At 65.7% G+C, this 15967-nt stretch carries 12 protein-coding genes; 1 reads left to right on the forward strand and 11 read right to left on the reverse strand.

The annotated features are described in order from the left end of the window. Positions 1-114 precede the first annotated feature (114 nt). From WS51_RS08660 to WS51_RS08710, 11 genes are all read right to left on the reverse strand, one after another. Complete coding sequence (locus tag WS51_RS08660) at positions 115-1770, reverse strand: APC family permease (protein WP_059799643.1); 1656 nt, start codon at positions 1768-1770, stop codon at positions 115-117. A gap of 225 nt (positions 1771-1995) precedes the next feature. Continuing rightward, positions 1996-2859: a glycine betaine ABC transporter substrate-binding protein gene (locus tag WS51_RS08665; protein WP_069228948.1), complete on the reverse strand. Its 864-nt coding sequence runs from the start codon at positions 2857-2859 to the stop codon at positions 1996-1998. Between the two features lie 144 nt (positions 2860-3003). Continuing rightward, entirely contained in the window at positions 3004-4152 is a 1149-nt protein-coding gene (locus tag WS51_RS08670; protein ID WP_059544332.1) for an FAD-binding oxidoreductase, read from the reverse strand. Positions 4153-4182: 30 nt separating this feature from the next. Then, positions 4183-5424 (reverse strand): aromatic ring-hydroxylating oxygenase subunit alpha, encoded by a 1242-nt coding sequence (locus WS51_RS08675; protein WP_059504203.1) that lies wholly within the window; start codon positions 5422-5424, stop codon positions 4183-4185. A 52-nt stretch (positions 5425-5476) separates the two neighbouring features. Beyond that, positions 5477-6262 (reverse strand): electron transfer flavoprotein subunit beta/FixA family protein, encoded by a 786-nt coding sequence (locus WS51_RS08680; protein WP_059544335.1) that lies wholly within the window; start codon positions 6260-6262, stop codon positions 5477-5479. Next, the gene (locus WS51_RS08685; protein ID WP_059504207.1) at positions 6259-7428 is read right to left on the reverse strand and encodes an electron transfer flavoprotein subunit alpha/FixB family protein; all 1170 of its coding nucleotides are present in this window, start codon (positions 7426-7428) and stop codon (positions 6259-6261) included. Before WS51_RS08685 ends, WS51_RS08680 begins: the two co-directional genes overlap by 4 nt. A 4-nt stretch (positions 7429-7432) precedes the next feature. After that, positions 7433-9358, reverse strand: a complete 1926-nt coding sequence (locus tag WS51_RS08690; protein WP_069228949.1) for a (Fe-S)-binding protein — start codon at positions 9356-9358, stop codon at positions 7433-7435. Positions 9359-9360: 2 nt separating this feature from the next. After that, positions 9361-11424 carry an NADH:flavin oxidoreductase gene (locus WS51_RS08695; RefSeq protein WP_059544341.1) on the reverse strand — a complete coding sequence of 688 codons (2064 nt, stop codon included), beginning with the start codon at positions 11422-11424 and terminating at the stop codon, positions 9361-9363. A 74-nt stretch (positions 11425-11498) separates the two neighbouring features. Continuing rightward, a complete protein-coding gene (locus WS51_RS08700) occupies positions 11499-12032 on the reverse strand; it encodes a DUF5943 domain-containing protein (RefSeq protein ID WP_059451758.1) in 534 nt (177 codons plus the stop codon). Positions 12033-12171: 139 nt separating this feature from the next. Continuing rightward, complete coding sequence (locus WS51_RS08705; RefSeq protein ID WP_059451759.1) at positions 12172-13143, reverse strand: dipeptidase; 972 nt, start codon at positions 13141-13143, stop codon at positions 12172-12174. A 42-nt stretch (positions 13144-13185) separates the two neighbouring features. After that, positions 13186-14460: a serine hydroxymethyltransferase gene (locus WS51_RS08710; protein WP_069228950.1), complete on the reverse strand. Its 1275-nt coding sequence runs from the start codon at positions 14458-14460 to the stop codon at positions 13186-13188. A gap of 448 nt (positions 14461-14908) precedes the next feature. Between WS51_RS08710 and WS51_RS08715 the strand changes: the two genes are divergently transcribed. Beyond that, positions 14909-15934: a GlxA family transcriptional regulator gene (locus WS51_RS08715; protein WP_059451761.1), complete on the forward strand. Its 1026-nt coding sequence runs from the start codon at positions 14909-14911 to the stop codon at positions 15932-15934. The last annotated feature ends 33 nt before the right edge of the window (positions 15935-15967 follow it).

Below are 15967 nucleotides of genomic sequence, written 5' to 3' on the forward strand. Positions count from 1 at the left end.
AAAAAACCCGACCGGCAGCAGCCGGTCGGGTTTTTTATCGCGTGGCGTTCGGCACGTCGCGCGACGACTCCGCGTGCGGTGTCCGGAGTCGCCGCGCGTACCGCGCTCAGACGCTTACTTCACCCACGCGAAGTAGTACGAAAGCCAGATCGTGAGCGCCGCGCCGACCAGCGCCGCATACGGCATCAGGTTCAGCCACATCGCGCGCTTCGGCACCTCGAGCTCCATGTCGCGCTGCATCTGCGCGGGGAAACGGCCGCGATCCTGCCAGTAGTGGCGATAGAGAAACACCGGCACGATCAGCAGCATCGCGATCAGCCCGTTGCGCAACGTGCCTTCGCCCTGCAGGTTCGCGCCCGCGCCGACATAGACGAGATTCGCGTAGCCGCAGATCGAACCGGCCACGAGCAGCCACGTCGGGCACCGGAACGGGCGATCCCAGTTGCCGCGGTCCATCCGGTGGATCCAGCCGGACTGAAGATTCAGGAACACGAACAGCATGTAGCAGACGTTCGAGATCGACAGCACCGTCATGTAGTCCGACATCATCAGCAACACGAGGTTGAAGCCGAGATCGGTCCACATCGCGCGGGTGGGCGAGCCGTGCTCGTTCACGTGCGACAGATACTTCGGCAGCCAGCCGTCGACCGACGCCTGGTACAGCGTGCGCGACGAGCCCATCATCGACGTCATCACGATCAGCAGGATCGACAGCATCAGCATCACGACGACCGCGTTCGCGACCCACGCGCCGCCGCCGACGATCTTCGCCATCGCGGCCGCGACGCCGGTGCCGTCGCCGATCGACGGATCGAGCATCGCCTGCGTGCCGAGCGCGCCCTGGAACGCCATCGGCACAAGCGTCATCACGACGAGACACAGCGCACCCGACCAGAAGATCGCCTTCGCGGTATCGCGACGCGGATCGCGGAATTCGCGCGTGTAGCACACGGCCGTCTCGAAGCCGTACGACGCCCAGCCGGCCATGAACATCGCGCCGAGCGCCATCGTGACGCCCTGCCCGTTCCACGAGCCGAAGGTCGCGGTCGTGAGATTGCCTTGCGCATCATGACCGAGCGGCAGCAGCGGGAGCAGGTTCGACATCGGCACGTCGCCGGTGACGAACGGCACGATGCCGACGATCAACAGCGGCGTGAGCGACGCGATGCCGAGAATGCGCTGCGTGCGTGCGGCCTTCGACGCGCCGCTGTGCTGCAGTTTGAACGTGATGAGAAGCAGAATCGTCGCGATGATGAATGTCGCGTTGATTCGCAGGGAAAGCCCCGGCTTGATGAAGCCGAGATCCGCAACCTTGAGCTGCCAGTGCAGCACCGCCGCATCGGCGGGAAAGAGACTCGTGAGCGCATAGCTCGCCGCGAGGCCGCAGCCGAGCGCGAGCATCGGCGACCACGCGAGCCAGTTGCACCACACCGAAACCGGGGCAATCAGCTTGCTGTATCGAACCCAGCCGATCGCGCCATACACCGACGCGCCGCCCGATTTATGAGGAAACAGCCCCGATATTTCCGCATAAGTCGCGCTTTGGATCAGGCCCATCGTGATCGCGGCGATCCAGATCGCCCACGCGGGCTGGCCGATCGTCGCGCATACGCCGCCGATCGTGAACAGCACGCCTGCCGGCACGCCGCTCGTTACCCAGAAGGCATCTTTCCAAGTCAGGCCACGATGCAGCGTGTGGCCCGTCGAATCATGTGAGATGGTTGCCTCAACATCACTGGTGCGATTCGCACGCAGTCCTGCCTGACTCATCCAATTCCTCCTCTCGATCAGAGTTAGCGCTTCAGCGCTTACTCTGGTCCGATGCAAAGCAGATGACTCCGCACAAGGGCCGTAGTGTAACAACTTGCCGGCTTTCTTGCAGAATCCGTAAAAGAAAACCGGGATATGCCTGCATGAATTCCTGATTACTTCGGATTCCTGCAAGACATTCCCGGCCTGTTTTTTTATGATCCTCGCGACGCTTCGCCGCGGTCGTTACTGCGCGCCTTCAGTCCACGAATTCACGCGGTCCGCATGCGCCGCAATCCATGCATCGGCGGCGGCTTCCGGCTTCGAGCCGTTCTGGATCGCGAGCATCACGCTGTCGATCTCGCCCGGCTTCCACTGGAATTTCTTCAGGAACGCGACGACCGGCTTCGCCTTCGTTTCGAGCTGCGGGTTCACGACGCTGTCGACGTGCTCCGCGCCGCCGAACACCTTCTTCGGATCGTCGAGGAAGCGCAGCTTCCACTTCGCGAACATCCAGTGCGGCGCCCAGCCGGTCACGATCACCGGCTTGCTCGCGCCGACGGAGCGCGACAGCTCGGCCGTCATCGCGCTGCCCGAGCTCGGCATCAGCGTGTAGTTCAGGCCATAGCTCTTGATCGCTTCGTCGGTCTTGCGCATCACGCCCGCGCCCGCGTCGATGCCGACGATCCGGCCGCCGAAGCTGCCTTTCTCGGTGTTCAGATCGTCGATGCTCTTCGCCTTCACGTAGTCGGGCACGATCAGGCCGATCTTCGCGTCGGGAAAGTTCGCGCCGAGATCGACGACCTTCGACTTGTATTCGCCCCAGTAGGAGCCGTGGGTAACCGGCAGCCATGCGGAAAGCGTCGCGTCGAGATCGCCGCGCGCCACGCCCTGCCACATGATCCCGGCAGCCACCGGCACGAGCTGGACCTGATAGCCGAGCTTCTTCTCGATCACGCGCGCCGCGACGTTCGACGTCGCGACACTGTCGTCCCAACCTTCGACGTAACCGATCTTCAGCGTGGGCTTCGTATCGGCGAGCGCCGACGCGCTCAGTGCCACCATCGCCGACAGTGCGCCGGTCCACAACAGTTTTCCGAACAACTTCATGGTCGATCTCCTTGGAATGCGCACCGTGCGCGTTGTCTCTCTAGGTTCTTCAACCACAATTCCGCGGTATCGTTGTTTTCCGACGGATGCTTGTCCGAAGGCGACGCGATGCGTCGCACCCGGACCGGCGATGGCTCGTCTTGACTACTTGTCGATCACGAGGTCCGACAGCGGCTTGCTGCAGCACAGCAGCACCATCCCCTGATCGATCTCCCGCTGGCGGATCCCGCCGTTGTGCTTCATCTCGACCTGGCCCGACACGAGCTTCACCTTGCAGGTGCCGCACATGCCCTGCGTGCACGACGCCGGCAGCCGCACGCCCGACTGGCGCGCCGCATCGAGCACGTGCTGCGCCGAGCCGCACGAAATCTCGCGGTTGCTCTTCGCGAAGCTCACCGTGAATTGCTTCGTCGCGACATCGTCGCCGTCGGCGGCAGGCACGAGTTCGGCGAGCACGTCGTCGCTTGCGGTCTGCGCGAGCGTTTCGAACGAGAAGCTTTCCTCGTGATACTGCTTGCGATCGAAGCCGGCTTCGTCGAGCAGGTCGCGCACGGCTTTCATGTACGGCGCGGGGCCGCACGTGAAGATTTCGCGCTCCATGAAGTCCGGCGCGATCAGCTTCAGCAGCGGCAGCGTCAGGAAGCCCGTGACGCCCGGCCAGTTGGTGCGCGCACCGACGCGCTCGACGACGAACGACGTGCGGAAGTTCGTATGGTTCGAGGCGATCAGATCGAGTTCGCGCGCGAAGATGATGTCGTCCGGCGTGCGTGCGCTGTGCACGAACACGATGTCGCGATCCTCGGCGAGATCATGATGTGCGCGGCTCATCGACATCAGCGGCGTGACGCCCGAGCCGGCCGACAGGAACAGGTACTTGCGTGCCGGATGCCGCGCGCACGTGAATTCCCCGGCCGGGCCGAGCACGCGGATGGATGCGCCCGGCTGCAGGTTGTCGTGCAGCCAGTTCGACACCTTGCCGCCCGGCACGCGCTTGACCGTGATCGAGATCGTGTGCGGCCGCGCCGGCGACGACGAGATCGTGTAGCACCGGTTGATCGTCTCGCCGTCGATGTCGAGCTCGAGCGTGATGAACTGCCCGGGCTCGAACGAGAACGTGCGGCCCTGCGGCGAACGGAAGAAGAAGCTCTTCACGTCGTGGGTTTCCTGCCGCACGTGGCAGCACACCAGCGTTTCCTCGACGTCGCTCGTCCAGCGCTCGGGGAGCGCGCTCCAGAACGCCGGGTGCGTAACCCGGCTGTCCGCCGGCTCGAAATTGGCCGCATCTCGCATCATGTGTGACTCCGCTTGCTGTTCCGCTGACTACTACGCGCCGGTTTTTTCGGCGAGCCGGCCGATGTACCAGGCCGAGAATTTTTCGACGAGACCTTCCGTGTACGGCGAATACGGGCCCGGCTCGTACGCGCTGCTGGTCGCGCCGCGCTGCGAGAATTCGACGAGTGCGCGATCCTGGTCGTTGGTCGCGTTCCACACGGCCGTCAGGTTCTTCACGTCGTAGTCGATGCCTTCCTTCGCATCCTTGTGCACGAGCCATTTGGTGCGCACGAGCGTCTTGCCGGCCGACAGCGGAATCACCGAGAACGTCACGATGTGATCGCTCATGAAGTGGTGCCACGAGTTCGGCTGCGTCCAGAACGACAAGCCGCCGAGATCGGCCTGGTCGAACTTGCCGAGCAGCTTCTTCGATGCGACCTTCGCGTCGAGCGTCTGCGATTCGCCGCTGCGGTCCAGCGGCAGGCGCTGCGTGCGGAAGCCGGTCACGTCGAGCAACTTTTCGATTTCGGCGGACGGCAGGCCCATTTCGGCCCATTCCTTGCCACGGCGCACGCAGGTTTCAGCGAACGCGTCCATGCCTTCGGCGTTCGCGTCGGAGCGCTGGTAGCCGAAGCCGTATTCGTACAGCGAGATCGTCAGCTCCGGATGGTTCGCGACGCAGTGATAGCACTCGCGGTTGTTCTCCATCGTGAGCTTCCAGTTGCCTTCCTCGATGATGTCGATCTGCGCGGCGATCTTCGTGTTCGGCAGATCGTGCGGCAGCAGATACGGCTCCATCTGGGCGCGCAGCTGCGCGAAATCGGCCGGCGGCTCCTCGGCGAGGCAAACGAAGATCAGCCCCGCCAGATTCTGCACGTGCACCGACTTCAGGCTGTGCTTGCAGCGGTCGAACTGCTCGCCCATGTGCTCGGCGAACATCAGCTGGCCCGTCAGGTTGTAGGTCCAGCTGTGGTACGGACACACGATGTTGCCGACCGATCCCTTGTCCTCGTTGCACAGGCGCGCGCCGCGGTGGCGGCACACGTTGTGGAACGCGCGGATTTCCATGTCGTCGTCGCGCACGATCAGGACCGAGTCGCTGCCGAGTTCCACGGTCACGTAGTCGCCCGGCTCGGGAATGTCCGGTTCGACCGCGACCTGGATCCAGTGCTGGCGGAAAATCGCCTCCATGTCGAGGGCGAAGATTTCCTCGCTCGTGTAGAACGGCGCCTCGAGGCTGTAACCTTCCTTGCGTCGTTCGATCAGTGCGCGAATGTCTGCCGATACTTTCATCGTTTGCTCCGGATTCCTTGCGTTCCAGTGTGGTTGCCGACAGGCATCAAAATCAGTAGTCGATGAGCTGATGCTCGCGCAAATACGCGAGGATCACTTGTGCTTTTTCGACTGAACTCCCTTCATTTACGACGTTGCCGCCACGGCTTTCGGTCGTCGTCGCCGACAGCATCCGGGCATGCCCGGAGCGCTTCTCGGCCGCGACCAGCTTTACGGGTTTACGCTCGATCGGACCGACCTTCCATGCGGCGGCATCGGCATCCGGGCCGGTCGACGTCAGCGCCGGGCGGATCGTGCCGGCCCGCAGCCGCGCATACGCGTAGCGCGGCGCCACGTTGGCGAGCGGATGCACGGCGACGACGGCAGGCAACGCCGCGTCGACGCGCCGCCGCAACCCTTTCGGCAAGAATTGCCGGACCGCCGCGCGGCCGCCGTCGACCGACACGTCGACAGCCGAGCCGACGAGCGGATAGCCGAGATTCGCGGCGACGCGATACGGCAGCATCCCGGTGTCGTACGCGCCTTCGGCGCGGGTGCCGGTCAGCACCAGGTCGTAGCCTTCGACGCGCGCGGCGAGCGCGTGCGCGGCATCGTCGCCGTCATGGCAGGCCAGCACCTCGACCTGCCGCGCGCCGAGCGCAAGGTATTCAGCAAGCGCTTCATTGGCGGGATCGCCTGCATGGAGCACGTCGAGCTGCGCGCGATGCCGCTCCGCGAGCTGGCGGCCCACCTCGAGCGCGGCCGCATCGTTGCGGCTGTAGCGCGCGGTGCCGCTGACCGGGTGCCGGCCCACGGAGACGAGCACCGCGATGCGTTGCAACTGGCGGGGGGCGTTCATGCTGCGACTCCTTCGGATTCACGGGCGCCGACGGCGGTCGGCGATTGTCCGCGCGACGCGCGGGCGGCCTGCACCTGTTCGATCAGTGCGGCGATCGTCGCCTGCGCATCGCCGACCACCGTCAGGTTCGCGCGCTTCGCGATCGGCGCGCTGCCGTCGAGGTTGACCGCGATCACGTGACGGCAGTCCTTGATCCCCTGCAAGTGCTGCACCGCGCCCGAGATGCCGAACGCGATATACACGCTCGCCTCGACCGTCTTGCCGGTCGCGCCGACCTGCTTGTCGCGCGTGAAGTGACCGTTGTCGACGGCGACACGGCTCGCGCCGATCGCCGCGCCGAACGCACCGGCAAGCCGCTCGAACGCGGCGATGTCCGACACGCCGTTGCCGGCCGACACGATGAAGTCGGCTTCCTCCAGCGCGACCTGTGCCGCGTCGATTTCCTCGAGACCGAGATCGCGATATGGCTGCGACGCGTCGCCGGCCGGGCGGATGAAGTCGGCGCCCAGACGCTCGCCGGCGCCGACGAACGGCAGCTTCGCTTCGACCGCGTTCTGCGCGAGCAGGATCACGTCGGGCAATCCGCGCGTCGCGAACGCACGGCCGGCCTGCGCATACGCGCCGACGTGCTTCGCGTCGATCTCGACCACGTGGGTCGCGACGCTTGCGCCGGCCGCCGCCGCGTAACGCCGGCCGAGGTCGCCGTCGCCGGTCGCGTTGTCGGGCACGAACACGTGCTTCGGCGCGAGCGCCGCGGCGCATGCCTGCAATGCTTGCAATTCGCTTTCGGGCGCAAAGGCGCGACGGTCGAAATCGGCCAGCTCGATCAGCTTGTCCACGCCGAGCGCCGCGGCGTCATCCTTCAGTTCGCCGAACGCCAGCAGCGCGACTTCCGTCTGCGCGTCGGCGAGCACCGCGGCCGCGGCGATCGCCTGCCGCGCATGGTCGTCGAGCGCGCCGCGTTCGGTGTGCGCCACCACCAGCATCACGTGCTTCGGGTCCTGCACCGCGCGGCGCGGCTTCGCGGCCACGGCGCCATGGCCGTGCGCGGACCATTGCGCGGCGCTCGCGTCGGCGCTGCCTTCCTCGCCGAGCGTGATGCGCTTCAGGCCGGCGGCCGTGATGATGAACGGCCGGCGCGGATCGATTCGTTTGATCGTGTTCATCGATTCACTCCAGCGAGGCGGCAACGAGTTCGGCCACGTCGAGCACGTCGGGGCGCGGGCCCACGACACCTTCGAGCATCGCCGTGCAGTTCGGGCATCCGACCGCGACCACCTCCGCGCCGATGGCGCGCGCGTCGGCGATGCGGATGTCGGGAATACGCTGCTTGCCCGGGATGTCGGTCAGCGGCGCACCGCCGCCACCGCCGCAGCAGCGGCCGCGCATGCCGTTGCGCTCCATCTCGACGACCTGGATGCCGATGCTCTTCAGCAGCTTGCGCGGCGACTCCGTCTCGCCGTTGTAGCGGCCGAGGTAGCACGGGTCGTGATACGTGGTGCGCTTCTCGCGCAGCGCATCGACGGCCTTCGGCGCGATCTTGCCGCTGTCGGCCAGCTCCGCGAGATAGGTCGTGTGATGCTTGACCGTCACGCGCAGCCCGAGCGCGCGGTATTCGTTGCGCAGGCTGTGCATCACGTGCGGATCGGCCGTCACGATCTGCTTGTACGACAGCGAGCCGAGCGTGCCGATCAGGCGCTTCGCCATCTGCCGGAACGTCGCTTCGTCGCCGAGGCGGCGCGCGACGTCGCCGGTGTCGGTCTCGGTCCCGCCGAGCACCGCGTAGTCGACGCCCGCCTTGTTCAGCACTTTCACGAATGCGCGCAGCGTGCGCTGATAACGCATGTCGAACGCGCCTTCACCCGCGACGAACAGCACATCGACCGGCTTGCCGGGTTGCGCGACGGGTGCGTTCAGGTCGACCGACCAGTCGTAACGTGCAGCCGTGTCGTAGCCGCCCATCGTGCCGGTCTCGCGCAGGTTCGCGAGCACTTCCTGGCCCTTGCCCGGCACCGTGCCGTGCACCAGCGTGCGGTTGCGGCGCATGTCGACGATCGCGTCGACGTGCTCGATCAGCATCGGGCACTCCTGCACGCAGGCACGGCAGGTCGTGCACGACCAGAGCGTTTCTTCCTCGATCAGGCCGGACACGATCGGGCCGTTCGGCTCGCCGCGATGCTGGCCGACCGCGATACCCGGCGTCGGGCTGCCGGCGTATGCGGCATCGGTGCCGCCCGCCATCCCGACGACGAGATCCTGGATCAGTTTCTTCGGGTTCAGCGGCTGGCCCGATGCGAACGCGGGGCACGCGGCTTCGCACTTGCCGCACTGCACGCACGCGTCGAAGCTCAGCAGCTGGTTCCAGCGGAACTCGACCGGCTTCGCGACACCATACTCGTCGTGCTCGATGTCCGGCAGCTTCAGCGCGGTCGGCGGCGTGGCCGTGCCGTTGCCCGTGAACGATTCGCGGGTGGCCGCGAAACGTTCCTGGCGCGGGTGGAATGCGAGGTGCAGCAGGCCGGCGATCGCATGCTTCATCGGGCCGCCCTTCGCGGCGCCGATGGTCATCGTGAAAGCGCCGGCGCCGATCAGCAGCGCGCAGAGCACCGCGAACGCGCCCGACATCGCGCCGGCCGGCACGACCATGAACAGCACGAGGCCGAGCGCGAACGAGCCGAGCAGCCACGGCAGCGCATTCCACGGGCCGCGCGACAGGCGGGCGGGCACGTCCTTCGCCGCGCGGCGACGCCAGACGAACACGACGCCGACGAGCATCGCGAGCGCCGCGAGGAAGATCAGCTTGTCGAGCCACGGCGAGTAGATCGCCAGCCCGTAGTTGACGAACACCAGCGCGAGCGCGGCGATCGCGCCGCCGGCGGTCGCGACGTGGGTCTTCGCGATGTACGGATCGCGGGCGACCACGTGGTGCAGGTCGACGAAGTAGCGCTTCGGAATCGCGAACAGGTTCGCGACGCCGAACGAGCCGGGCGCCGTCGCGCGCCCGAGACGCCAGTAGGACGAGCGCTTCGCGACCGCGAACGCGAGCCCCGCCACCGACAGCCACAGCAGTGCGGTAATGAGGAAAGCCGGATTCATCTTTAGAAATCCTTGACGAGACGCAGCGAGTCGTAGATCGCACCGTGGACGTTGTGCATCGAGATGCAGTCGCCGACACGGAACAGCAGGAAGCGGCCGTTGCCCAGCTCTTCCGACAGGCACGGCTGCGGCTCGGCCGCGAACAGCGTGTGCGGATCGATCTGGCCGCGGTTCACCGACTCCGGCTTGAGCTTCCAGTACAGTTCGTCATTCGGCGACGAACCGTTCTCGATCACCACCTGGTCGACCGCGCGTTCCTCCAGTTCCTCGGTGTACTCGTTGCGCAGCACCGCGATCTTCTTGCCGTCTTCTTCGTACACGCGATCGAGCATGGTGTTCGGCGTCTGGATCACGCCGAGCGCATACAGGCGCCGATAGAAGATCGGGAACGTCGTGCCGCCGCAATCGTCGGCCACCTTCACGTCGGGCGTCACCACCTCGACCTTCGAGCCCCGGCTCGCCATGAAGTCGGCCACGCCGGCGCCCGCATGCGTGCTCACGCCGTCGAACAGCAGCACGTTCTGCTTCGGCTCGACCTTGCCGGTCAGGATGTCCCACGAGCTGACCGCGAGCCCTTCGGCGACGCCCCACGCCGGCACCTGCCACGTGAAGCTCGAACCGCCCGTGGCGAGCACGACGATGTCCGGCTTCTCGGCCATGATCATCTTCTCGTCGGCGGCAACGCCCAGGCGCCGGTCGACGCCCAGGCGCTTCGTTTCCATGTCGAACCAGCGGATGATCCCCGACATCTGCTCGCGCTGCGGCGCTTTCGCGGCGATCATGACCTGGCCGCCCACTTCGGGGTTCTTCTCGAACAGCACCACGTCGTGGCCGCGCAGCTTCGCGACGCGTGCGGCCTCCAGCCCCGCGGGGCCCGCGCCGACCACCACCACCTTGCGCTTCGGGCCGCGCGACTTCTCGATGATGTGCGGCATCGTCGCTTCGCGCGACGTCGCGGCGTTCTGGATGCACAGCACGTCGAGGCCGTTGTACTGGCGGTCGATGCAGTAGTTCGCGCCGACGCACTGCTTGATTTCGTCTTCACGGCCGTCGCGGATCTTGATCACCATGTGCGGATCGGCGATCTGCGCGCGCGTCATGCCGACCAGGTCGATCATGCCGTTCGCGAGCAGGCGCTCGGCCTGGCCCGCATCGCGGATGCTCTGCGCGTGCATCACCGGGATCTTCACGACCGACTTGATGCCGGCCGCGAGGTGCACGAACGGCTCCGGCGGCAGCGCCATCGGCGGCATGCAGTTGGCGATCGTGTTGTGCGTGTCGCCGCCCGAGCCGACCACGCTCAGGTAGTCGATCAGGCCCGTCTCCGACATCGCCTGCGCGATCTCCTTCAGCGCCTCGTGATCGAGGCCGTCCTCGTGGAATTCGTCGCCGCACATCCGCAGGCCGACGCAGAAGTCCTTGCCGACTGCTTCGCGCACGGCCGTCAGCACCTCGATGCCGAAGCGCAGGCGGTTCTCGAGGCTGCCGCCCCATTCGTCGGTGCGATGGTTCGAACGCTTGCTCCAGAACTGGTCGATCAGGTGCTGGTGCGCGGCCGAGATTTCGATGCCGTCCATGCCGGCCGCCTTCACGCGCTTCGCGGCCGCCGCGAAGTCGCCGATGATGCGGCGGATTTCCTCGATCTCGATGATCTTCGCGTTACCGCGGTGCACCGGCTCGCGCACGCCCGACGGCGACATCAGATGCGGCCAGTGCTCGCCGTGGAACGACGAGCGGCGGCCCATGTGCGTCGCCTGGATCATGATCTTCGCGCCGTGCTTGTGCATCGTGTCGGCCAGGCGCGTGAGCGGGTCGATGATCTTGTCGTTCGACAGGTTCACCGACTTCCACCAGCCCTGCGGGCTGTCGATCGACACCGGGCTCGAGCCGCCGCAGATCGCGAGGCCGACGCCACCCTTCGCCTTCTCTTCGTAATAGCGGATGTAGCGGTCGCCCGGCAGGCCGCCCGGCTCGGCATACACCTCCGCGTGCGCGGTGCTGACGATCCGGTTGCGCAGCGTCAGCTGGTTCAGCTGCATGGGTTTGAACAGGTGGGGATAACGCATCGCAGGCGACCTCTGGCGTTCGAATGTCTCGTGTTGCGGGTGTTGTCGTATTGCTGTGTGTTGACGTCAGTGCATCAGTGCGCGATCGGCGACACTTCGAAGACGCAGTGGTCGTGATGCTCGGCCGCACACTGCACTTCCTTCGAATGCGCGCGCGGCGCGCCCTTGCCTTCCGGCGTCGTGTCGTTGACCCAGTCCATCGCGCCGGCGAACCAGCCCGCGAACATGTAGCAGAGCTTGCCTTCCTTGCCCGGCTGCTGGAGCACGAACGACGAGTGGCGCAGCTCGATCTTCGCGCGCGCGCTGGCCGGATCGGCTTCGATGATGGAGAACAGGCCCCAGCCGCGTTGCGACAGACGCTTCAGGTAGTGCTCGAACACGGCCATGCCGGTCAGCCCGTGCAGCTTCGCTTCCTTGTCGCACCAGTGGTAAGCGGACTTGTAGCCGGCCTTGTAGAGGATCTCGGCGTATGCCTCGACGCCGAGCGCTTCCTCGACGGCGACGTGGTTGTTCGTGAAGAAATGGCGCGGCACGTACAGCATCGGCAGCGCGTCGGTAGTCCAGACGCCGGTATCGGGATCGACGTTGATCGGCAGTTGCGGTTGCATCGTGGTGACTCCGTGAGGAAAATTGGCCGCGCGGTTCGGGCGCAGGCGCGACATCGTCCGCGTGCCCGCGCGGCAAGCGCGGGCACGTCCCGATCGTTGTTGTATTGAATCGCGGGTCGCGGTTCGGGCTCGGCGGCGCTTACGCGCCCCACACGTCCTTGAACACGCGCACCCAGTTCTCGCCCATGATCTTGCGGATGCGCGACTCCTTCCAGCCGTGGCGTTCCATCGCCGCGGTCAGGTTCGGGAATTCGCCGATCGTGCGGATGCCGTCCGGGTTGATCACCTTGCCGAAGTTCGTCAGTTGGCGATAGCGGCCCTTGTCGTGCGTCAGCATGTCGAAGAATTCCTTCGCGAAATCCTGCGTGAAGTCCGTGCCGATGCCGACTGCGTCTTCGCCGATCAGGTTCACGACGTAGTCGATTGCCTCGATGTAGTCGTCGATGTTCGCCTCGATGCCGCGCTTCAGGAACGGCGCGAACATCGTCACGCCGACGAAGCCGCCGGCGTCGGCGATTTCCTTCAGCTGTGCATCGCTCTTGTTGCGCGGATGTTCCTTCAGGCCCGACGGCAGGCAGTGCGAGTAGCACACCGGCTTCTTCGAGAACGCAATCGCCTCCGACGACGTATTGCCGCCCACATGCGACAGATCGACCATGATGCCGACGCGGTTCATCTCGGTGATCACTTCGCGGCCGAAGTCCGACAGGCCGCCGTCACGCTCGTAGCAGCCCGTGCCGACCAGGTTCTGCGTGTTGTAGCAAAGCTGCACGACGCGCACGCCCATGTCGGCGAACGCCTCGATGTAGCCGAGGTTGTCCTCGAACGCGTGCGCGTTCTGGAAGCCGAGGATGATCCCCGTCTTGCCTTCCTTCTTCGCGCGGAAGATGTCGTCCGTCGTGCGCACCAGCGTCAGCAGCTCGCTGTTGTCGCGGATCTTCTTCTTCATCACGCCGATGTTGTCGACGGTCTTGGTGAAGTTCTCCCACACCGACACCGTGCAGTTCGCGGCCGTGATGCCGCCACGGCGCATGTCCTCGAACACCGGCTTCTCGAACTTCGAGATGTTCAGTCCGTCGATGATGATGCTGTCCTGATGCAGCGTGCTCATATCTGCCTCTCGCTCCAGTCTCTGCTTTTGTGGGGTCGTCGATCAGTAAATCGGGAAGCGCTCGCAGAGCGCGAAAATCTCGCGGCGCACGCGCTGTTCGGTCGCGTGGTCGCCTTCCGGGTTCGCGCGCAGCGCGTCGAACACTTCGAGAATCAGGCGGCCGATCTCGCGGAACTCGGGGACGCCGAAGCCGCGCGTCGTCCCGGCCGGCGTGCCGAGGCGGATGCCCGACGTGACGGTCGGCTTCTCGGTGTCGAACGGAATGCCGTTCTTGTTGCAGGTGATGCCCGCGCGCTCCAGCGCCTGCTCGACCGGCGCGCCCTTCAGGCCCTTCGGGCGCAGGTCGACCAGCAGCAGATGGTTGTCGGTGCCGCCGGTGACGAGATCCACGCCGCCCGCCTTCAGCACATCGCCGAGCGCCTGCGCGTTCGCGAGCACATTGTCGATGTAGGTCTTGAAGTCCGCGTGCAGCACTTCGCCGAACGCGACGGCCTTGCCGGCGATCACGTGCATCAGCGGGCCGCCTTGCAGGCCGGGGAACACGGCCGAGTTGATCTTCTTCGCGATCTCTTCGTCGTTCGTCAGCACGAAGCCGCCGCGCGGGCCGCGCAGCGTCTTGTGCGTGGTCGACGTGACGACGTGCGCGTGGTCGACCGGGTTCGCATGGCGGCCGGCGGCGATCACGCCCGCGATGTGCGCCATGTCGACCATCAGCTTCGCGCCGACGCTGTCGGCGATCGCGCGGAAGCGCGCGAAGTCCAGCGCGCGCGGGTACGCCGAGAAGCCTGCGATGATCAGGCTGGGCTTGTGCTCGTGCGCGAGCGCTTCGACCTGGTCGTAGTCGATCCGCATCGTGTCGCGGTTCACGCCGTATTGCACGGCGTTGAACCACTTGCCCGACAGCGCCGGCTTCGCGCCGTGCGTCAGATGGCCGCCGGCGTCCAGCGACATCCCGAGCACGGTGTCGCCCGGCTTCGCCAGCGCGAGCATCACCGACCCGTTCGCCTGCGCGCCCGAGTGCGGCTGCACGTTCGCGTAGCCGGCGTTGAAGATCTGCTTCACACGTTCGATCGCCAGCGCTTCCACTTCGTCCGCGAACTCGCAGCCGCCGTAGTAGCGCTTGCCCGGATAGCCTTCCGCATACTTGTTGGTGAGCACCGAGCCCTGTGCCTCCAGCACCGCGCGCGACACGATGTTTTCCGACGCGATCAGCTCGACTTGCGACTGCTGGCGCTCGAGCTCCTTCAGGATGGCGCTGCGCACCGGCGCGTCGCGCTCGGCAAGGGGCTGCGAGAAGAAAGGCTGGGTGTTCGACATAGTGCGTCCGTGACGAAGAATAGAGGGCGTGAAACCGAAGCGCGAGGCCCGCCGTACCTGGGTTTCCACCGCATCCAGTGCAAGGCTGCCGACGGCTCTATTCTTGTCGTTCGGATTTTCGGCGGATTGATGAATTTAGACGCGTTCTTTGCCTTTTCCGCCATGCGCGTCCGTTTTGTACAAGTGATCGATCGTGCTTTTTCGGATGGCCATGCAAACCGGCGTGCGCCGTTCATCGATGGACTGGCACTTCACCGGTGCTTGCGCTGCGCGCCCGAAGTGCGCGAATCCCGCTTACGGTGCAGCGCAACATCCCGCCCACGCCCATACAACGTATGGAGCTAGGGTTTAGCCGTATGGCACGCTTGTTGCGCTCGCTCACACAATACGGCAGCCCGATCCGTGCCTCTCGGGCGAAAAGCTATTAGAGATTCAAGGAACGCTCCCCATGTCGCCCGACCGCACAGCGTCGCTGTCCCACTTCGCGTTCATGCCCTTACCGAACTTCACGATGATCGCGTTCACCAATGCGATCGAGGTGCTTCGGATGGCGAACTACCTGAGCGGTCAGCCGCTCTATCGCTGGTCGATCATCAGCCCGGACGGCGGCCCGGTCACGGCGAGCAACGGCCTCACGGTCGACACGGGCCCGGCCGAATGCGTGGGGCAGCCGGATATCGTGTTCGTGTGCGGCGGTGTCGACGTACAACGCGCAACCACGCCCGCCCATCTGTCGACGCTGCGCCGCTTCGCGCGCATGGGGCTACCGCTCGGCAGCCTGTGCACGGGCACCTATGCGCTCGCGAAGTCGGGGCTGCTCGCCGGCTACGCATGCGCGATCCACTGGGAAAACATGTCGGCGCTGAAGGAAGAGTTTCCCGACACGCGCTTCCTGAAGGAACTGTTCGTGATCGACCGCGACCGCATCACGTGCACGGGCGGCGTTGCGCCGCTCGACATGATGCTGAACCTGATCGCCGCGCGCGTGGGCACCGCGCGCGTCACGCAGATCGCCGAGCAGTTCATCGTCGAACACGTGCGCGACACGAGCGCGCAACAGCGGATGCCGCTCGTCGCGCGGCTCGGCTCGGCGAACAAGTCGCTGTTCGAAGTGATCTCGCTGATGGAGAACAACATCGAGGAGCCGTTGTCGCGCGAGGAGCTCGCACGACTGGCGAACATGTCGCAGCGCCAGTTGCAGCGCCTGTTCCGCGAGCATCTCGGGATGACGCCCACCCACTATTACCTGACGCTGCGGCTGCGCCGCGCGCGCGAGTTGCTGCTGCAGACCGACATGTCGATCATGCATATCACGATGGCGTGCGGCTTCCAGTCGGCCTGCCACTTCAGCAAGAGCTATCGCGATGCGTTCGGCGTCGCGCCGACACGCGAGCGCCGCAAGCAGGTCGCACCGCTCGCGCAGGGCGCGGCGGCGAGCGCGCCGGCGTTTCCGGCGCATTTGATTCATGCGTGACGCGGGGGTGGCGCGATAAAAAAGGCGGCCTTG

The sequence above is a fragment of the Burkholderia territorii genome, from assembly GCF_001718335.1.
Classification (GTDB): Bacteria; Pseudomonadota; Gammaproteobacteria; order Burkholderiales; family Burkholderiaceae; genus Burkholderia; species Burkholderia territorii.